18 protein-coding genes are annotated in these 18,837 nt (G+C 75.3%); 7 read left to right on the top strand and 11 right to left on the bottom strand.

Going from position 1 to position 18,837, the window contains the following annotated elements; genetic code table 11:
- Positions 1-51 precede the first annotated feature (51 nt).
- The 3 genes from ACQP60_RS02390 to ACQP60_RS02380 are packed head-to-tail and all read right to left on the bottom strand — an operon-like array spanning position 52 to position 3,109.
- Positions 52-993 (bottom strand): type II secretion system F family protein, encoded by a 942-nt coding sequence (locus ACQP60_RS02390; RefSeq protein WP_429728230.1) that lies wholly within the window; start codon positions 991-993, stop codon positions 52-54.
- Positions 990-1,847: a type II secretion system F family protein gene (locus tag ACQP60_RS02385; protein WP_429728229.1), complete on the bottom strand. Its 858-nt coding sequence runs from the start codon at positions 1,845-1,847 to the stop codon at positions 990-992. Before ACQP60_RS02385 ends, ACQP60_RS02390 begins: the two co-directional genes overlap by 4 nt.
- Entirely contained in the window at positions 1,847-3,109 is a 1,263-nt protein-coding gene (locus ACQP60_RS02380; RefSeq protein WP_429728228.1) for a TadA family conjugal transfer-associated ATPase, read from the bottom strand. Before ACQP60_RS02380 ends, ACQP60_RS02385 begins: the two co-directional genes overlap by 1 nt.
- A 267-nt stretch (positions 3,110-3,376) precedes the next feature.
- Here ACQP60_RS02380 and ACQP60_RS02375 point away from each other — a divergent pair, with 267 nt between their 5' ends.
- Positions 3,377-4,600: a pyridoxal phosphate-dependent aminotransferase gene (locus ACQP60_RS02375; protein ID WP_429728227.1), complete on the top strand. Its 1,224-nt coding sequence runs from the start codon at positions 3,377-3,379 to the stop codon at positions 4,598-4,600.
- Positions 4,601-4,626: 26 nt separating this feature from the next.
- On the opposite strand, the gene ACQP60_RS02370 is transcribed toward ACQP60_RS02375, so the two are convergent.
- Positions 4,627-5,256, bottom strand: a complete 630-nt coding sequence (locus ACQP60_RS02370) for a LysE/ArgO family amino acid transporter (RefSeq protein WP_429728226.1) — start codon at positions 5,254-5,256, stop codon at positions 4,627-4,629.
- 84 nt (positions 5,257-5,340) lie between these two features.
- Here ACQP60_RS02370 and ACQP60_RS02365 point away from each other — a divergent pair, with 84 nt between their 5' ends.
- Positions 5,341-6,303: a LysR family transcriptional regulator ArgP gene (locus ACQP60_RS02365; protein WP_429728225.1), complete on the top strand. Its 963-nt coding sequence runs from the start codon at positions 5,341-5,343 to the stop codon at positions 6,301-6,303.
- 19 nt (positions 6,304-6,322) lie between these two features.
- Here the strand turns inward: ACQP60_RS02365 and ACQP60_RS02360 are convergent, their stop codons facing one another.
- The 3 genes from ACQP60_RS02360 to ACQP60_RS02350 all read right to left on the bottom strand — a co-directional run bounded on the left by ACQP60_RS02360 (position 6,323) and on the right by ACQP60_RS02350 (position 9,974).
- Positions 6,323-7,621: an LCP family protein gene (locus tag ACQP60_RS02360; RefSeq protein ID WP_429728224.1), complete on the bottom strand. Its 1,299-nt coding sequence runs from the start codon at positions 7,619-7,621 to the stop codon at positions 6,323-6,325.
- Positions 7,622-7,701: 80 nt separating this feature from the next.
- On the bottom strand, positions 7,702-7,983 hold the full coding sequence (locus ACQP60_RS02355) for a glycerophosphodiester phosphodiesterase family protein (protein ID WP_429728223.1): 282 nt from the start codon (positions 7,981-7,983) through the stop codon (positions 7,702-7,704).
- The gene (locus ACQP60_RS02350; RefSeq protein ID WP_429728222.1) at positions 7,980-9,974 is read right to left on the bottom strand and encodes an esterase-like activity of phytase family protein; all 1,995 of its coding nucleotides are present in this window, start codon (positions 9,972-9,974) and stop codon (positions 7,980-7,982) included. Before ACQP60_RS02350 ends, ACQP60_RS02355 begins: the two co-directional genes overlap by 4 nt.
- 165 nt (positions 9,975-10,139) lie before the next feature.
- Between ACQP60_RS02350 and ACQP60_RS02345 the strand changes: the two genes are divergently transcribed.
- Positions 10,140-10,532: a PadR family transcriptional regulator gene (locus ACQP60_RS02345; RefSeq protein ID WP_429728221.1), complete on the top strand. Its 393-nt coding sequence runs from the start codon at positions 10,140-10,142 to the stop codon at positions 10,530-10,532.
- Complete coding sequence (locus ACQP60_RS02340; RefSeq protein WP_429728220.1) at positions 10,532-11,893, top strand: permease prefix domain 1-containing protein; 1,362 nt, start codon at positions 10,532-10,534, stop codon at positions 11,891-11,893. The genes ACQP60_RS02345 and ACQP60_RS02340 overlap by 1 nt, the downstream gene beginning before the upstream one ends.
- 25 nt (positions 11,894-11,918) lie before the next feature.
- Here ACQP60_RS02340 and ACQP60_RS02335 read toward each other — a convergent pair whose 3' ends face one another.
- A complete protein-coding gene (locus ACQP60_RS02335; protein WP_429728219.1) occupies positions 11,919-13,148 on the bottom strand; it encodes a multidrug effflux MFS transporter in 1,230 nt (409 codons plus the stop codon).
- A gap of 92 nt (positions 13,149-13,240) precedes the next feature.
- Here ACQP60_RS02335 and ACQP60_RS02330 point away from each other — a divergent pair, with 92 nt between their 5' ends.
- A complete protein-coding gene (locus ACQP60_RS02330) occupies positions 13,241-14,029 on the top strand; it encodes an SOS response-associated peptidase (protein ID WP_429728218.1) in 789 nt (262 codons plus the stop codon).
- A gap of 6 nt (positions 14,030-14,035) precedes the next feature.
- On the opposite strand, the gene ACQP60_RS02325 is transcribed toward ACQP60_RS02330, so the two are convergent.
- Positions 14,036-14,791 carry an SDR family NAD(P)-dependent oxidoreductase gene (locus ACQP60_RS02325; protein WP_429728217.1) on the bottom strand — a complete coding sequence of 252 codons (756 nt, stop codon included), beginning with the start codon at positions 14,789-14,791 and terminating at the stop codon, positions 14,036-14,038.
- Between the two features lie 162 nt (positions 14,792-14,953).
- Here ACQP60_RS02325 and ACQP60_RS02320 point away from each other — a divergent pair, with 162 nt between their 5' ends.
- Positions 14,954-15,853 carry a helix-turn-helix transcriptional regulator gene (locus ACQP60_RS02320; protein ID WP_429728216.1) on the top strand — a complete coding sequence of 300 codons (900 nt, stop codon included), beginning with the start codon at positions 14,954-14,956 and terminating at the stop codon, positions 15,851-15,853.
- A gap of 25 nt (positions 15,854-15,878) precedes the next feature.
- On the opposite strand, the gene ACQP60_RS02315 is transcribed toward ACQP60_RS02320, so the two are convergent.
- The gene (locus tag ACQP60_RS02315; protein ID WP_429728215.1) at positions 15,879-16,940 is read right to left on the bottom strand and encodes an adenylate/guanylate cyclase domain-containing protein; all 1,062 of its coding nucleotides are present in this window, start codon (positions 16,938-16,940) and stop codon (positions 15,879-15,881) included.
- Between the two features lie 123 nt (positions 16,941-17,063).
- Here ACQP60_RS02315 and ACQP60_RS02310 point away from each other — a divergent pair, with 123 nt between their 5' ends.
- Positions 17,064-17,906 (top strand): LLM class flavin-dependent oxidoreductase, encoded by an 843-nt coding sequence (locus ACQP60_RS02310; RefSeq protein ID WP_429728214.1) that lies wholly within the window; start codon positions 17,064-17,066, stop codon positions 17,904-17,906.
- A gap of 8 nt (positions 17,907-17,914) precedes the next feature.
- Here the strand turns inward: ACQP60_RS02310 and ACQP60_RS02305 are convergent, their stop codons facing one another.
- Complete coding sequence (locus tag ACQP60_RS02305; RefSeq protein WP_429728213.1) at positions 17,915-18,781, bottom strand: biotin--[acetyl-CoA-carboxylase] ligase; 867 nt, start codon at positions 18,779-18,781, stop codon at positions 17,915-17,917.
- Positions 18,782-18,837 lie beyond the last annotated feature (56 nt).

Raw genomic sequence — 18,837 nt, 5'->3', positions numbered from 1 at the left:
GTCCTTTCGGTGGCGCCGCGAGCGCGGCGGGAACGGTGTGCGGGGCGCGGCTCACAACCCGACCTGGAGGGTGGCCAGGGACGGGAAGACCGCGAAGACGACGGTGATCGGCAGGATGAGGAAGACGACGGGCACGAGCATCGCGACCTCCTTCTTGCCGCCGGCCTCCATGAGGGCCCGGCGGCCGGACTCGCGCACGTCCTGCGCCTGCGCGCGCAGCACGTCGGCGAGCGGCGTGCCGCGCTCCAGCGCGACGGCGACGCCCTCGGCGAAACGGGTCAGCGAGGGCAGGCCGGTCCGGTCGGCCATGGCCGTGAGCGCCGCCGCGATCGGCGCGCCCGCGCGGACGTCGGCGAGCATCGTGGAGATCTCGCCGGACAGCTCGCCGCGGGCGGTCGCGGCGACCCGCTCCAGCGCAGGCACCGGCCCCTCCCCCGCCGTCACGGCGAGGGCGAGCAGCTCGGCGACGGTCGGGAACTCGGCGAGCATCCGCTCCTCGCGCCGGTGGACGGCGCGGCTCAACCACTGGTCGCACAGGACGAACCCGGCGGCGCCGCAGAGCACCACGACCGCCGCCAGCGGCACCGGCGAGGACCCGCGGGTCGCGGCGAGGAGCAGCGCGAGCAGCAGCCCGCCGGCCAGACCGAGCGCGGTCGAGACGACCTGGCGTGCCCGAAAGGCCTCGACGCTCTCGTGCCAGCCCGCGCGGTCGAGGCGACGCCGCACGTCCGCCCGGGACGACCCGAGCCGTTCGAACCAGTGCGCGGCGTCCGCGACCCAGGGGGCGAGCAGCCGTTCGACCACGGGGAACGGGGTATGCGTGGGCTGGTCGCGCAGCAGTCCCGACGTGGCGTCGCGCGGGCGCAGCGCCGGGGCCAGCCGCTGCTCGAGCGTCGCACGACGCGCACGCAGCCGAGAGATCACGAGCAGCAGCCCGAGACCGCCGAGCAGCCCGACGAGGGCGCCGACTCCCGAGAACCCGGGGACCGTCATCGCAGCACCCGCCCCTCCTCGGGGAGGCGCCCGATGCGCCGCATCAACCAGTACGCGAGCGCCGAGGTGGCGGCCCCCGCGGCGAGGACCGCGACCCCCGCCGCCGAGTTGTACGCCTGAGCCGTCTCCGGCCGGGTCGCGAGGAACGCCAGGACGACCCAGGGGCCGGCGGCCGCGAGCCGGGCCCCGTTGACCGTCCACGACTGCCGCGCCTCGAGCTCTCCCCGCGTCCGCGCGTCCTCGCGCAGGAACGACGACAGGGTGCGCAGCAGACGCCCCAGGTCGGTGCCGCCCACCTCCCGCGTCAGCCGCAGGGCCTCGACGATCCGGTCGGCCACCGGGTCCGCGAGCCGCGCCTTGAGCAGGTCGAGGCACTCGCCGAATCGGCCGGTCGCACGGTAGTCCGCTGCGAACCGGCCGAACGGCTCGCGCAGCTCCGCCGGGCCTCGCTCGCCGAGCTGGGCCACCGCCTCCGGCAGCGAGAGCCCGGCCCGCACGCCCGACGCCAGGTGATCGACCACCTCGGGCCAGACCTCGCGCAGGTCCCGTCGCCGCTTCCTGGCCCGCACCCGCACGAGCAGCTCCGGCGCGGCCGCCGCCATCAGCGCGAAGCACGCGGCGATGGCGGGCGAGCGTGTCAGCGCCAGGCCGGCGAGCAGCACGACGACGCCCGCCGCCGCACTGAGCCACCACAGGGCTGCCGGCGTCACCGAGGGCGCCCCAGCCTGGACGAGCAGGTCCTGCACGGCCGCGGACCGTCCGGCGCGACGGCGCGGGCGGGCTGGCGCGTCCCAGCACGACAGCCACACGGACACCAGGCCCGCACCGAGCAGGAGCCCGACGACGACCCCCATCAGCGGCCGCCGGCCAGCAGCGCGCGGACGTCGACGCCGGCGCGGGAGAACCGCTCCTCGCCGGGTGGGAAGCCGTCGCCGCGCACCAGGTCGCCGCCCTGCTCCGCGGGCAGCCGGTGGAAGAGCCCGGCGGTCTCGACCCGGTCCGCCTCGACGCGGCCCGTGACGGCGACGATCTCGCGGACCTGCCGGGCGCCGTCGGGCGAGACGTCGAGGTGCACGACCAGGTCGATCGCCGACGCGACGGTGGGCACGACGAACCGGTCGGAGACGTTCTCCGCCGCGAGCAGCGGCAGCGTGCACATCTTCGTGACGGCCTCGCGCGCCGAGTTCGCGTGCACGGTGCACATCCCTGGGATGCCGGCGTTGAGGGCCACGAGCATGTCGAAGCTCTCGGCCTCGCGCACCTCGCCGATGACGATCCGGTCCGGGCGCATGCGCAGCGCCTCCTTGACGAGGCGGCGCAGCGGGATCTCCCCGGTGCCCTCCAGGCTGGGCTGCCGGCACTGCATCGCCACGTGGTCGCGCGCCGCGAAGCGGACCTCGAACACCTCCTCGCAGGAGATCACCCGCTGGCCCGCGGGGATCGACCCGGCCAGGGCGTTGAGCATCGTCGTCTTGCCCGCCTGCGTGGCGCCCGAGACGAGCACGTTCAGGCCGGCCCGCACGGCGGCGTCGAGGAACGCCGCGGCGTGCGGCGTGAGCGAGCCCAGCCGCACCAGGTGGTCGAGGTGGTCCGCGCGCACCAGGTGCTTGCGGATGTTGACGGCCATGTCGTGCCGGGTGACGTCGGGGATGACCACGTGCAGCCGCTCGCCGCCGGGCAGCGACGCGTCGACGAACGGGCTGCTCAGGTCCAGCCGGCGACCCGACGCCTTGAGCATCCGCTCCACGAGGTCGCGCACCTGCCCGGCGGTGAGGATCGTCGTCGTGAGCTCGGGGACCCCGCGGCGCGCGACGAACACCTTGGCGGGCGAGTTGATCCAGATCTCCTCGACCTCGGGGTCGTCGAGGTACCGCTGGAGCGGCCCGAGCCCGCCGAGCGCGTCGACCACCGCCCGGGCCGTGCCCTGCGGGTCCACGAGCGCCGGCACGACGCCGCGCGTGGCGCGCTCGGTGTAGTCGGCCGAGGCCTCCGCGACGAGGCGTTCCAGCCCCGGCCGGTCGCGGACCGGGTCGAGGGCACGACGGCGCACGAGCTCGCGCACCTCGTGCTCGAGCAGTGCGGCGGCGTCGGCGGGCGCCGTCGTGTCGATCGACACTGATCTGGTCCTCTCGTCGTGCCCAGCGAGGGCGCTGGAGGCGGCAAGGCGGGACCAGGATAGGGGTCCCGGGCAATCGGCTGGGAGCGGCCTGTGGACAAGTCCGGCAGACCGCCCGCCGGGGGCACCGGCCCCGCCCCTGCACCGGCCTCTGACCTGCGGGTTCACGCTCGCCCGAGGTGCCCCGGACCGCTCGTCCGGCGTCTCGGATCGTGGTCAGCGCCGGCGTCGCGGCGTGGCGATCCGTCGTCGGGCTAGGGTCGGCCCATGCCGACCTCTCCCCCGCCCGGCCGCTGGAACGACGTCGCCCGCGCGACGGGACTGCTCGGCGCGGACGGCGCCGTCGCGCAGACGATCTTCGCGGAGATGACGGCGCTCGCCGCGCGCACGGGCGCGACCAACCTGGGCCAGGGCTTCCCCGACGTGGACGGTCCGGCCTTCATCCGGGACGCCGCGAAGGCCGCGATCGACGCGGGCCGCAACCAGTACCCGCCCGGCGACGGCGTGCCCGAGCTGCGGCGCGCGATCGCCGACCACCAGCGGCGCCGCTACGGGCTCGACGTCGACCCCGACGGCGAGGTGCTGGTCACCACGGGAGCCACGGAGGCGCTGGCCGCGTCGATCCTCGCGCTCGCGGGACCGGGCGACGAGGTGATCACGCTCGAGCCGTTCTACGACTCGCACGCGGCGAGCATCGCCCTCGCCGGCGCGACGCACGTGCCCGTGCCGCTCACCGCCGACGGCTTCCGGCTCGACGCCGCGGCCCTGCGCGCCGCGGTCACGCCGCGCACGCGCCTCATCGTGCTCAACACCCCGCACAACCCCACCGGCACGGTGCTCACGCGGGCCGAGCTGGAGCAGGTCGCCGCGGTCGCGCGGGAGGCGGACGCCGTGGTCCTCACCGACGAGGTCTACGAGCACCTCACCTTCGACGACGCCGTCCACGTGCCGGTCGCGACGCTGCCCGGCATGGCGGAGCGCACCCTCACCGTCTCCTCCAGCGGCAAGACGTTCAGCCTCACGGGCTGGAAGGTCGGCTGGGTGCACGGCCCGGCGGAGCTCGTCACGGCCGTGCGCACGGTGAAGCAGTTCCTCACCTACACGTCCGGCGCACCCTTCCAGCCCGCCATCGCGACGGCGCTCGCCGACGACGACGCGCCGCGCACGCTGGCCGCGTCGCTCGCCTCGCGCCGCGACCTGCTGTGCGAGGGGCTGACCGCCGCCGGGTTCGACGTCGTCGTCCCGCAGGGCACCTACTTCGTCGTCGCGGACGGCGCGCACCTGCTCGAGCGGTTAGGCGTCCCCGACGGGCACGAGCTGTGCCGCCGGCTGCCCGAGCTCGCGGGCGTCGTCGGCGTCCCCGTCTCCGCGTTCTGCCGCGCCGGCTCGACGACGGCGCAGGCGCTCGCGTCGCGGGTGCGGTTCACGTTCGTCAAGCGGGAGGACGTGCTGCGCGACGCCGTCGACCGCCTGCACCGCCTCACCCGCTGACCCCGCCGTCGCCGAGCCGACGGGCTCTACGCCGCAAGCGCCGGCAGCACCAGGCTCACGGCGACGACCAGCATGATCAGGGCGACCACGCCGTCGACGACACGCCAGGCGCCTGGACGGGCGAGCACGGGCGCGAGCAGGCGGGCGCCGTAGCCGAGGCCGACGAACCACAGGACGCTGGCGACGATCGCGCCGCCGGTGAACAGCCAGCGGCCGTCGCCGTACGACGCCGCGAGCGAGCCCTGCAGCACGACCGTGTCGAGGTACACGTGCGGGTTGAGCCAGGTGAGCGCGAGCGCCGTGAGCAGCACGGGCCGCGCGCGCCGTCCCGCGTCGGCGACGGCGCCGTCCGACGCCGCGGCCAGTCCCGCCTCGTCGCCGCGCAGGGCCCGTCGCGCGGCGAGGGCCCCGTACCCGAGCACGACGACGGCGCCCGCCCACCGCGCGGCCTCGACGACGGCGGGGTGGCTCACCACCAGCGCGCCGAGCCCGGCCGTCCCGGCGAGGTAGAGCACGACGTCGGACGCCGCGCACACGGCGACGACGAGGCCGACGTGCTCGCGGCGCACGCCCTGGCGCAGCACGAAGGCGTTCTGCGCGCCGATGGCGACGATGAGGGACAGGCCGAACCCGAGGCCGGGGAGGAGGGAGAGCACCCCTCGACGCTAGGACCGTCAGGAAGTGAAGTCCATCTACGATTTCTTCGGCTGGCGAAGCAGTTCTTCATCTAGGCTCGGCGCATGCGATGGGACTCCCGCCAGCTCGAGGCGCTCGCCGCCGTCGTCGCCGAGGGCTCGTTCGAGGCCGCGGCCCGCACGCTGCACGTCACGCCGTCGGCGGTCGGCCAGCGCGTGCGCGCGCTGGAGAACGCGGCCGGCTCCGTGCTGGTGCGCCGCACGCGCCCGGTCGCGCCGACGGGCCCGGGGCGCACGCTGCTGCGCCTGGCGCGCCAGGTCGAGCTGCTCGGTGCGGAGGCGAGCCGCGAGCTCGGGCCCCGGGACGCCGACGACGACCCCGACGGCGCCCCGCCCCGCCCGGTCACCGTGCCGATCGCCGTCAACGCCGACTCGCTCGCGACGTGGGTGATGCGGGCGCTCGCGCGCGTCGAGGGGGTCTGCTTCGACCTCCACCGCGAGGACCAGGACCGCACGGTGGACCTCCTGCCGGCCGGCGTCGTCATGGCCGCGATCACGTCCCAGCGCGAGCCCGTGCAGGGCTGCACCTCCACGTTCCTCGGCGTCACCCGCTACCGGCCCGCCGCGACGCGGGAGGTGGTCGACCGCTGGTTCCCGGACGGCCCCACGCTCGAGGCGCTCGGCCGCGCCCCGATGCTCGTGTTCAACCGGGCCGACGACCTCCAGGACGCCTGGCTGCGCGAGCGCGCCGCCGCCGCGGCGAGCACCCCGGGCACCGTGGTCCCCGACCCGCCCCGGCACCACGTGCCGAGCACGCCCGAGTACGTCGACGGCATCCGCCGCGGGCTGGGATGGGGCATGTGGGGACCGCTCCCCGGCCCGGGCGCGCGGTTCGGGATGCTCGACGGCGGGCCGGGCGACCCCGGCGGGCAGGTCGTGCTGCTCGACGACGACGCGGTCGTCGACGTCCCGATCTACCTGCAGCAGTGGAAGCTGCGCTCGACGGTGCTGGACCGGGTCGCCGCCGCCCTGCGGCACGAGGCGCGCCGCGCCCTGCCCCAGCGCTGAGCTCCGGGCTCGCCGACCGTCAGGCGCAGACGCCCGGCAGCACGGACGGGCTGGGCGACGGGTCGGGCGACGCGCCCTCACCGTCCGCGCCGTCATCGCCGCCCTGGGTGCCGCCGTCCTCGCCTGCCTCGCCGCTCTCGACGTCGGGCGACGCCACCTCGTCGTCGACCGCCGTCGCGCCGTCCGGCGAGGCCGACGCCGTGCCGCCGGGCTTCGTCGTGCCGTCCTGGGCCGGCGCCGTGCCGGGCGGCGCCTCGTCGGCCCGGATCCGCTTCCAGATCGCGTCGGCCTCGGGCGTCCAGACGACGCGGTTGGGGTCGCTCGGCGCGGTGGTCACGGGCACGGAGGTGAACACGAGCTGCGACGGGTCGAGGTCGCGGATGCTCCACGCGAGGCCCGCGAGCGCCGTCGGGCTCGCGAGCTCGGGGTCCGTGGAGATGGAGCCGAGGATCTCGCGCACCATCCGGTACAGCCGGGGCGAGTCGGTGATGACGTTCTGCGACAGGATCTCGCGCATCGCGGCGTCGAAGAACGCCTGCTGCCGCTCGATGCGCTTGAGGTCGCTGCCGATCTCCAGGCCCATGCCCTCGCCCTTGCGGGCGCGCAGGAAGTTGATCGCGGTGTAGCCGTCGAGCTTCTGCTTCCCCTTCGGCAGGTCGAGGTCCACGCGCTGGCCCTTGACCGGCTCGGGGAGGCACATGGTGACCCCGCCGATGGCGTCGACGACGCCGATCACGCCGGTCATCTGCACCACGACGTGGTCGGAGATGCGCACCCCGGTGAGCTTCTCGACGGTGCGGATGGTGCAGGCGGCCGCCCCGGTGACGTCCTTGTCGGGTCCGCCCCCGAGGGAGAACGCCGAGTTGAACATCGCGTTCGTCTGCGGTGCGGTCTCGCCGCCGCCGGGGAGCTTGCACGACGGGATGTCCACGAGGGAGTCGCGCGGGATGGACACGGCCTCGATGCGGCTGCGGTCGCCGGACAGGTGCACCAGCAGCGTGGTGTCCGAGTGGAACTCGTCGCCCTCCCCGGCGATCTCGGCGTTGGCCTCGTCCCGGAAGTCCGTACCCATCACCAGGATGTTGAGGTCCTTGCCCGCGAACGGGTCGCTGGGGTCCTGCTCGGCCGGGACCTCGGGCGGCCGGTCGCCGGCGAGCAGGTCGTCGACGTCGGAGACGCCGATCTGGGAGCGCAGGTCGACGAACGACGCGACCGCGGCCGCCGCGACGAACGCCACCACCGCGGTGACGACGAGGGCGATCGTGCGGGCGACCCGGTGCGAGGCGAGGCTGGTCGCGTGCCGTGGCAGGGTCCGCACAGCGCGAGCCTAGGCCCTGAGCAGCACGTTCGCGCGAGGGGTGCCCTGCGCCGCCGCAGGTTCACCCCTCGCGCGAGGGGTCAGCGTCGGGCCGCGACGGCCTCGGCGGCGAGACCCGGCTGGTCCGAGAACACCCCGTCCAGCCCCGTGTCGAGGAACGTGTCGAGCTCGGCCGCCAGGTCGCCGCGCTCTGCGGGATCCGCCGACGAGCGGTGCTCGGCCGGCAGGAACTGGTTCTCGGCGCGGAACGTCCAGGCGTACGCCTCCAGCCCGGCGCGGTGCGCGTCGCGCACCACGGTGGTCGGCTCGCCGAGCGTGCCCTCGGCGGTGCGCGGGACGACGACGTTCTTCTCCAGGCTCACGATGTCGGCGTACCGGGCGAGCTCCCGCAGGCCGCGCGGGTGACGAGGTCGGCGTAGGTGCGCGGGTCGCCCGCGGCCACGAGGTCGTACGGCGCGCCGCTCGCGGAGACGTTGAGCGCCAGGCGCACGTCCGTGCGCCGGTCGAGCTCGCGCAGGTTGGTGGTCTCGAAGGACTGCACGACGACGGGCGCGCGCCGCGAGTCGAGCCCGTTCGCGCGGAGCTCGGCCACGAGCGGCGCCTCCAGCGAGAGGCCGACGGAGTCGAAGTAGGTCGGGTGCTTGGTCTCCGGCGCCACGCCGACGGGCCGGCCGTCGCACGTCTCGGAGTGCCGGGCGAGGTCGAGCACCTCGTCGAGGGTGGGCACCTGGTAGAGCCCGTCGAAGGCCGTGTTGGCGGGGCGCAGCTCGGGCAGCCGCTCCGTGGCGCGCAGCGTGCGCAGCTCGGCGAGCGTGAAGTCCTCGGTGAACCAGCCCGTCACCCGCGCGCCGTCGATCGTCTTCGTCGTGCGCCGGTCGGCGAACTCGGGGTGCTCGGCCACGTCGGTGGTGCCGCCGATCTCGTTCTCGTGCCGGGCCACGAGCACGCCGTCCTTGGTCGGCACGACGTCGGGCTCGATGACGTCCGCGCACTGCACGATCGCCTGCTCGTAGGCGGCGAGCGTGTGCTCGGGACGGTCGCCGGAGGCGCCGCGGTGCCCGATGACGGTCACGCCGTCGTCCCGGGTGCGCTGCTTCTCCAGGTCGATGACGACCATCTCGGTGTCGTCCGGCGTGCCGGGGTTGCGGGCCGCGTTGCCGGGGTAGTTGTTGTCGTTGCCGATGAGGAGGCGGCCGTCGCGCAGCCGCAGCACCGTCTCGAACGACTGCACGGGCAGCGCGTACGTCTCGCCGAGGCCGTACCCCTCCCCCGCGTCGATCCCCCGCGGGTTCTCCACGCGCAGCGCGTCCAGGACGAGCTCCTTGCGGACGTACCCGTCGCGATCCGTCTCGCCGAGGTCGATCTCGTAGACCCGCTTGGTGACCGACGCGGGCCCCTCGAAGTCGTCCCGCTCCACGACCCAGAACGAGTCCTTCCCGACGGCGAACGCGTCGCCGAGCACGTTGGCCTCCTGGTCGGCCTGGTAGTCCCAGGTGCGGCCGGTGTACGCGCCGCGGCGGGTGTCGAACTCGTGGATCACCCGACGGCGCTGGTCCGCGTCGCCGACGAGCGCACCCTCGAGCACGGGGTACAGGTAGCGCCCGCCCCTGACCCCGGCCATCGCCTCGAAGCCGCGGCTGGCGCGCACGGTGGGCTCCTCGCCGTCGGCGAGGTACGGGTTCTGCGGTGACCTCAGGCCGCCGGGAAGCTCGTACGGCTTCTCCAGGAGCGTGCCGTCGGCGTCGAAGTGCAGCAGGAACGGGCCGAACTCCTCGCCCACCCACAGCGTGCCGTCGTCGGCCCGCACCACGGACTCGATGTCGAAGTCGGCCCCGGTGAGCAGCCGCTCCTCGGTGTCACCGCGGACGATGTCGAAGTCCAGCACGTGGTTCTCGTCGTTGTACGAGACGTGGTCGAGCACCTCGATCTCGCCCGAGCCGCTCCCCCGGCCGCCGCCCGTGTCCCAGTCGGGCTTCACGAGGTAGCTGCGCAGCAGGAAGTCGGCGGAGTTGCCCTGGCTGCCGAAGCCGTTGTCCGGCTGCGCCCAGAACGTGCCGTCGCCGTTGTCGACCATCGCCGAGAAGCCCGGGATCACCTGGCCGTCCCAGGGTCCCTGCCGGCCGTTGGCGGCGGAGGCCTGGGCGCCGGACGGCGGCCCCTCGGCGAGGAAGTCCGCGGACAGCGTGGCGCGCCCCGCGAGGGTCGGTACGAGGTGGGTCGTGACCCGGCCGTGCCGGTCGGACCCGCGGTCGTCGTGGCGGCCGCCCGCGACGGCGGTGACGCTCGCGGTGGTGAGCACGACGGCGGCGGCGGTCCCGACCGCGGCGGCGCGGAGCAGCAGTGATCGACTCATGGCCCCGATCCCACCGGCGCTCCACGACGACCCTGCCAACCCCGGGTGAACCCTGACCGTCCGCTGGATGGCGGTCCGGTGCCACCCGGACAGCGACCCCTCCCGGACGATGCCTAGATCTGCTAGGTTCAGCATCCCTAGCAGATCTAGACATAGGAGCCCGAGGTGCGCTTCGACAAGGACCTGGTGGCAGCGTCCGCCACCCCGCTCGTGCTCGGCATCCTCGCCGAGGGCGAGTCGTACGGGTACGCCATCCTCAAGCGGGTCACGGAGCTCTCCGGCGGCCGCATGCAGTGGACCGACGGGATGCTCTACCCCCTGCTGCACCGCCTCGAGCGCCTGGGCCTGGTCGTCGCGACCTGGGGCACCTCCGAGGCCGGGCGGCGCCGCAAGCACTACGCCCTCACCCGTGCCGGCCGCGACGCGCTGGCGGAGCGCCAGGAGCAGTGGTCCGTCGTCGCGGACGTGCTGCAGCAGGTCTGGGAGTCGGCGCAGCGGTCCGCGCGGCAGGCCGCGCAGGCCCCCGTGCGTCCCGCCGTCGCGGAGGGCTGGGCCTGATGGCTGACCACGAGCGCGAGCACGAGCGGCTCGAGGCGCAGATCGACCAGTGGCGCTCCTACGTGCAGCGGCACCGCGCCATCTCGGCCGCCGACGTGGACGAGATGACCGACCACCTGCGCGGCCGCGTCGACGACCTCGTCGCCACCGGGCTGGACGACGACGAGGCGTTCCTCGTGGCGGTGCGGCGCATGGGCAACCTCGACGCCGTGTCGCGCGAGTTCGCCCGCGAGCACTCCGACCGGCTGTGGAAGCAGCTCGTCCTGGTCCCGGACGGGCCCGCCGCCGACTCCGGGCCCGCGTGGCGCGAGCTCGCGGTGGTCCTGGCGCTCGCGGTGGGCGCGGGGATCGCCCTCAAGGTCGCGCTCACCGTCTTCGGCACGGACTCGGCGCTGCTGCGCAACGTCCCGCTCATGACGGCGCCGTTCCTCGCCGCCTACTTCGTGTGGAAGCGCCGCGTGGGGTGGCGCGTGGTCGCCGCGCTGCTGGTGCCCTACGCGCTGCTCGCCGTCGTGCTCAACGTCTACCCGTACGTCGAGACCGGCTCGACCGTCGTCCTCGCGGCGCTGCACGCCCCCGTCGTGCTGTGGGCGCTGGTCGGCGTGGTCTACGTGGGCGGCCGCTGGCGCGACCAGGACCCGCGGATGGACTTCGCCCGCTTCACCGGCGAGCTGGTCGTGTACGTCACGCTGCTCGCGATCGGCGGCGGGGTGCTCCTGGGCCTCACGGCCGCGACGCTGAGCCTCGTCGGCGTGGACATCGAGCCCGCGATGGAGGGCTGGATCATGCCGTTCGCGGTGCCGGGCGCCGTCGTCGTGGGCGCGTGGCTCGTCGAGGCCAAGCAGGACGTGGTCGAGAACATCGCCCCCGTCCTCACGCGCGTGTTCACGCCGCTGACCACGGTGATGCTGCTGGTGACGCTCGTCGTCCTGCTCGGCGCCGGCGGGCTCGCGGACGTCGAGCGCGAGCTGCTCATCCTCATGGACGCGATCCTCGTGCTGGTGCTCTGCCTGCTGCTCTACTCCGTCTCGGCGCGCGACCCGCTCGCCCGCCCGGGCTGGTTCGACGGCCTCCAGCTGGTGCTCGTCGCGTCGGCCCTCGCCGTCGACGCCGTGGCGCTCACCGCGATGCTCACCCGCATCGCCGAGTTCGGCTTCAGCCCCAACAAGGTCGCGGCGCTGGGGCTGAACCTGCTGCTCCTGGTGCACCTGGCCCGGTCCGGGCTGCTCCTGCTCGGCTTCCTGCGCGAGCGGCGGCCGTTCGGCGCGCTGGTCCGGTGGCAGACGCGCTTCCTGCCGGTGTACGCGGTGTGGGCGGCGCTCGTGGTGGTCGCCTTCGGCCCGGTGTTCGGCTTCGCCTGACCTGGGCTCCGCGACGACGGCAGGGTCAGGCCAGCTTGACCCAGCCGTCCTTGCGGTAGGCCGGCGTCGCGAACCCGAGGACGGCGAGCGCGCAGGCCAGCGCGGCGAGCATCACCCAGGACATCGCGACGGCGTCGCCGCCGAGCACGCCCACCAGCGGCGAGACGAGGCCGGCGATGCCGGACTGCACGGCGCCGATGACCGCGGCGGCGGTGCCGGCACGTTCGCCGTGCCGGGACAGGGCGATGGCCGACGCGTTCGCCGGGATGAGGCCCTGGAAGGCGAGCACGAGCCAGAGCATCGCGAGCAGCCCGATCAGCCCTCCGCCGCCGGTGACCGCCACGACCAGGAGACCGACGGCGACGACGCCCTGGATCGCGAGCGCGGCACGCAGCAGCCGGATGGGCGCCACCCGCCGCACCAGGGCGGCGTTCACCTGCGCGGACAGCACCAGGCCCAGGCCGTTGACGGCGAACAGCACGGAGAACTGCCCGTGGCTCAGCCCGTAGCCCTCCTGGAAGATGAACGGCGAGCCGACCACGTAGCTCATCAGCACGGCCTGCCCGAGGCCCGGGATGACGGCGAGCGCCATGAACTGCCTGTCCCTGACGAGCGTCCGGTAGCCCGCGAAGACGCCGCGCGCACCGCCGGCCTGGCGCCGCTCGGCCGGCAGCGTCTCCGGCATGAACCGCCACACGACGACCCCCATCGCCACGCCCGCGAGCGCCAGGACGCCGAACACCCAGCGCCAGCCGGCCGCGGCGGCGACGGCGGAGCCGAAGGTCGGCGCCAGCATCGGCGCGACGCCGATGACGAGCATCAGCCGGGACAGGATGCGGGCGGCCTCGGCGCCGACGAACCGGTCGCGCACGACCGCCATCGCCGCCACACCGCACGCGGCGTTGAAGAAGCCCTGGAGCAGGCGCAGCCCGACGAGGACCATCATGTTCGGCGCGAACGCGCACAGGACCGACGTGACGACGTGCAGCGCGAGGCCCCACATGAGGGGCGCCCGGCGCCCGAAGCGGTCGGAGAGCGGGCCGATGGTGAGCTGGCCCAGGGCGCCGCCGATGAGCATCACGGAGACGGACAGCTGCGCGAACGAGGCGGACGAGCCCAGGTCGGCCGCCACCTCGGGCAGCGACGGCAGGTACATGTCGACGGTGAACGCCGGCAGCGCCGCGAGCGCCCCGAGCATGATGACCCAACGGTACGGAGAGCGGGCGCGCGGAAGTCTCGCGGAGTCGTCGGGCATGGTGCCGATCCTATCGAATCGTTACGACCGCGCCCAGGGCGATTCCGACGGCGACCGGCACGGTTGTCGGTGGGATGCGTCACGATGGACCCATGTGCGGCCGCTACGCGTCCTTCCGTGACGCCCAGGACATCGCCGACGACCTCGCCGTCGCCGAGATCGCGGAGGACGCGCGCCTCCTGCCCCCGTCGTGGAACGTCGCCCCCACGGACCCCGTGCGCATCGTCGTCGAGCGCCCGCAGCGGCTCGAGGGCGGGCAGACCGGAGAGATCACGCGCTCGATGCGGCTCGCACGCTGGGGCCTCGTGCCGTCGTGGGCGAAGGACCCGTCGATCGGCGCGCGCATGATCAACGCCCGCACCGAGACGCTCCTCGACAAGTCCGCGTTCGCGAAGCCCCTCGGCGTCCGGCGCTGCCTGCTGCCGGCGGACGGCTACTACGAGTGGCGCAAGCTGGAGCTGCCGCCCGGCGCACCGGCGAGGGCGAAGGTGCCGAAGCAGCCGTACTGGATCCACCCGGACGACGGCGGGGTCGCGGCGCTCGCCGGCCTGTACGAGTTCTGGCGCGACCGCACCAAGGCCGACGACGACCCCGACCGCTGGCTCGTGTCCGCGACGGTGATCACCACGGCGGCGTCGCAGGACCTGGAGCGCATCCACGACCGGATGCCCGTGGTGCTGCCGCGGGCGTCGTGGGACGCCTGGCTCGACCCGGCGGTCGGCGCGGAGCAGGCGATGGGCATCGTCACGGGCCCGCAGGTCGGCATGGCGACCCGCCCGGTGGGCGACGCCGTCGGGTCGGTCCAGAACAACCGGCCCTCGCTCCTCGACGTCGACCCCGACCCGCGGGACCCGGACGTGGTCACCGCGGGCCGGTCGTGAGCCGCCTCAGGCGCCGCCGGTCACCGCGACCTCCTGCCCCGTGATCCCGGTGTTCGCCGCCGAGCCGAGGTAGACGACGGCGTTCGCCACCTCGGGGGCGTCGAGCAGGCGGCCGAGCGGCGCGCGCGCCGCCGCGGCCTCGCCGAACGCCTCGACGATCCCCGCGTTGCGCACCGTTCGGGTGAGCCCCGGCAGCACGACGTTCGACAGGATGTCGCCCTCGTGCCCGAGCGCGAACGCGACCGACCGGCTGAACCCGTGCAGCGCCGACTTGGCGGTGGCGTAGTACGCCGTGCCCTCGTCGCCGTCGCGCACCAGGCTGGACGACAGGTGCACCAGCCGCCCCCACCGCTGGGCGCGCATCGCGGGGGCGACCGCGCGGGTCAGCCGCACCGCCCCCTCGACGTTGGCACGCACGGTCTCGAGCCACTCGACGTCGGGCACGTGTTCGAAGCCGCGCGGGCCGTCCGCCCCCGGCGGGCTCCAGGTCACCGCGTTGTTGACCAGCACGTCGACGCGGCCGGTCCACGCGAGGACGGCGTCGCGCAGCCCCTCGGCCGCGCCGTCCTCGGTCTGGTCGTAGCGGACGGCGAGCGCCCGCTCCCCGATCTCCTCGGCCACGCGTGCGGCGTCGTCCTTCGACTCGCGGTACGTGACCACGACGTCGGCGCCCTCCGCGCCGAACTGGGCGGCGACGTGCCGCCCGATCCCCCCGGACGCCCCCGTGACGACGACGGTGCGCCCCTGCAGTCCCAGGTCCATGCTGTGCTCCTCGCTGTGCTCCGTGCGACGGCTGTGCGCCGGCCACCGGTCGGTGCCGACGCCGTCCACGGTCGCCCCGCCGCCGCGGCGCGGGGAGGCCGCCGCGAGGCTGGCCGTACCAGGGCCACCCTCCGACAGGGGGCGCCTGCCTAGGCTGGCCGCATGACCGACGCCGACCGGACCGCCGACCGGATCGAGAGGGACCTCGGCTCGTTGATCCGCGCGTACCGCGAGGACGTGCGTCCCCGGGACGTGGGCATGCCCGAGGGCGGGCGCCGCCGCACCCCAGGCCTGCGGCGCGCGGAGCTGGCGGTGCTCGCCGGCGTGAGCGTCGAGTACCTCACCCGGCTGGAGCAGGGGCGCGACCGGCACCCGTCGCCCGCGGTCGTGGGGGCGCTGGCCGACGCGCTCCGCCTCGGGCACGACGAGCGGCGCGTGCTGCTGCTCGCCTCCAAGGACGCCCAGGGTGCGGGCGTGTGCCTGGCGACCGCGCCGGGCGACGACGTCCCCGCCGCCACCCGCGCGGTGCTCGACCGCCTCACCCCGGCGCCCGCCGTCCTGCTGGACCGGTTCGGCACCGTGCTCGCGTGCACCCCCGCCTACCGGGCGCTCCTCGCGCCCGCAGGCCTGTTCGACGACGGTGGGCTCGACGGCGGGGAGCCGCGGCTGGCCCCCGTCGTCCTCACCGACCCGCGGGCCCGCGACCTGTTCCCCGACTGGGACGCCGTCGCCGACCGGGTGGTCGCCGACCTGCAGCGCGAGTCGGTCCCGTCCGACCCGGCGCTGGGCGAGCTGGTGGACGCCCTCACGGTGCTGGCGGGGGCCGCGTTCACCGAGCGGTGGGCGCGGCCGGTCGCCGACCGGGGGCGGGACGCCGTGCTGCGGCTCGCCCACCCGCAGGCGGGCGCCCTGCGGGTGGAACCGCAGGTGCTGGTGCCCGGCGGCGGCGACCACCTGCGGATCGAGCTGCTGCTCCCGGCGGACGCCGCGACGGACCGGGCCCTGGACGACCTGGCCGCCGGCGACCGCACCCTGCGCGTCGTGCGCGCGGACGCCTCCTGAGGGCGGGCGCGAGGGCCCGGGGGCGTCAGGCCCCGGTGTACGCGCGCTGGAGCCGCACCGGGGTGATCTCGCCGATGCCCTGCACCTCCTGCGGCGGCTGCGCAGTGAGGGCGTAGCGGGACGACGACGCGAGCAGGGACGCGGTGTGCGGGTCCACCAGCACGGAGGCCGGCTCCGCGAGCTCGGTGATGCGGGAGGCGAGGTTGACGTCGGAGCCGAAGACGTCGCCGAACCGCGACAGCACCCGGCCCCACACGAAGCCGACGCGCACGGGGATCTCGGGCTCCGAGACGTGCGGCGCGGCCAGGCCGAGCGCCACCTCGGCGCCGGTCGTGACGTCGTCGGCGACGAAGAGCACCGCGTCGCCGATGGTCTTGACGACGCGGCCGCCGGCCTCGGTGATGACGTCGCGGGCGCGGGACTCGAAGAGCTGCACGAACTCCGACAGCTCCTGCGACCCGAGGCCCGCGGTGCGCTTGGTGAACGACACGATGTCCGCGAACCCGACGGCGCGCGGCAGCGGCAGCTCGTCGTCGTGGGCCTCCTGCGTGCCACGGCGCGCGCCGCCGAACTCGGTGGCCAGCCGCCCCGTGAGCGCGGCGAGCTGGCGCCGCCAGGCGTGCTCGAGCTGGCGGGAGAGCTGCGAGGTGAGGTCCGGCATGCGGTCGATGGCGGCGAGCCGCGCGCTCACGTCGTCCAGGCCGTCGCGGCGGCTGAGGTGCTCGACGAACGCCTCCACCTGCCACAGCGCGAGGCGGTCCGTGGTGTGCCCGAGCGAGCGGATGAGCGTCATCTGGGCCTGCTCGTCCAGCCGCTCCGTGTCCACGAGCTCGCCGATCTCGCGCAGCGCCTGCATGTCCGCGTCGGTGAACCCCACCTCGTCGGGGTGGGTGACGGGTAGCCCGAGCCAGCGCCAGTAGTTCTCGATGAACTCCTGCGACAGGCCGGTGCCCTCCACGAGGTCCGACAGCGTGTACCGGCGGGGACCGCCGAGGATCGCCTCGTCCAGCCGGGCCGCGGTGTCCCCCGACCGCCGGGCGTCGTCGTCCGTCGGCAGTCCGGGTCCCGTCGTGGTGTCGCTCGTCACGCACCCACTGTAGTCAGCGCGGGCTGTGCCCCGGCTGGGAGCCCGAGCGGCAGCCGATGAGTCCGGGTCGTGCCGAGGGTCGAGGAGTGCACCCGAGCACGCCCGCGCGAGAGGACGACGACCATGACCCACGACCGCACGACCGGGACGGCACCCAGGACGGCGCGCGCCTTCCGCTTCGGGGTCGTCGCCCCCGTGGGGACCGACCTGCCCGCGTGGCGGGACCAGGCCCGCCGGGTCGCCGACCAGGGCTACTCGACCCTCCTCATGCCCGACGTCCAGCAGTGGCAGCCGGCACCCGGTCCCAGCCTGGCCGTCGCGGCGACGCTCGCCGACCTGCGCGTCGGCACCTGGGTGTACGCCTCGCCGCTGCGCGCGGCCCGCAACACCGCCTGGGAGGCGCACTCCCTGTCGGTGCTGACGGAGGGCCGGTTCGAGATGGGCATCGGCGCGGGGAGGCCCGGCATCGAGGACGAGCTGCGGGAGCTGGGCATGCCGGTCCTGTCCGCGTCGCAGCGGCTCTCCCGCGTGCGCGAGACCGTCGCGCTGCTCCGCGGCCTCGACGGCGCGGCACGGCGGACGCCGGTCGTGATGGCGGTGCGGGGCCCGAAGGCGCGCGCCCTCGCCGTCGACCTCGCGGACACGGCCACGGTCGCGATCATGCCGGACGACGCGCGGGCCGTGACGATGGCGATCGCGGCGGACCTCCGGGCACGCGCCGACCTCGAGCTGGCGTTCCACGCGGCCGTGGTCGGCGACGCCGTCTCGCCGTTCATGGCGCCGCCCGACACCGACACCGCCGCGTTGCGCGCCGCCGACTCGTTGCTGCAGCTGCCCGCCGACCCCGGGGCCGCCACCGAGGAGCTCCTGCGGCGCCGCGAGGAGGGCGGCTTCTCCTACGTCGTCGTGGGCGCCGACGCCGCCGACCGGCTCGCGCCCGTGGTCGCCGAGCTCGCCGGCCGGTAACCCCCAGGTCACGTCGCGCGCAGGTGGTGCACGTCGCCCGCCGTCACGGCGCGCTCGCCCGCGGTCGTGGCCAACACCAGGCTGCCGTCGTCGTCGACCCGCAGCGCGTCGCCCTCCACGACGTCGGCGCCGCCGGCCAGCTCGGCCCGCACCGGGCGACCGAGCGTCGCCGAGCGGCGCGCGTACTCGGCGGCGAGCCCCGCCGCGGCGGCGTCGCCCCCGGCGTCCTCCAGCGCGCCAGCGGCCTCGACCAGACCTCGGACGAGCTCCCCGAGCAGCGCGCCACGGTCGGCGTCCGCCCCGGCGAGCGCCAGCGACGTCGCGGTCGGCACCGGCAGCTCGGCCGCGGACTGGTCCACGTTCAGCCCGACGCCGACGACGACGGCGGCGAGCCCCCGGTCGTCGGCGACAGGCACGACCTCGGCCAGCACGCCCGCCACCTTGCGAAACGGGCCCAGCCCGGCCGCGTCGTCGGGCGCCGGCAGCAGCACGTCGTTGGGCCACTTCACCGCGGCGCCGGGCACCCCCGCGGCGTCGACCGCACGCACGACGGCGAGCCCCGCGAGCAGCGGCAGCCAGCCCAGCCGGGCGGGCGCGAGCCGCGGGCGGAGCAGCACCGAGACGGTGAGCGCGGCGCGCGGCGGCGTCTCCCACGCCCGGCCCGCCCGGCCCCGCCCGGCGGCCTGGTGCTCCGCGACGAGGGCCGCGGGCGCGGGCCACTCCCCCGGCGCGGCGCGGACGGCGCCGACGAGCTCGGTGTTCGTGGAGGCCGAGACCTCGACGACGTCGAGCCGGGCGAGGGGGCCGGCCGGCGCGAGCAGGTCGCGGCGCAGCGCGGGCAGGTCGAGGGGGGCTCTGCGAGGGGAGTGGCTCACGTCCCTGATCGTCCCGCATCCCCCCGCCACCGACCCTTTGTGGGGTCCCTCCAAAG

The organism is Isoptericola variabilis (assembly GCF_050311655.1).
Taxonomy (GTDB): domain Bacteria; phylum Actinomycetota; class Actinomycetes; order Actinomycetales; family Cellulomonadaceae; genus Isoptericola; species Isoptericola variabilis.
This window is presented reverse-complemented; position numbering and strand designations above follow the sequence as displayed.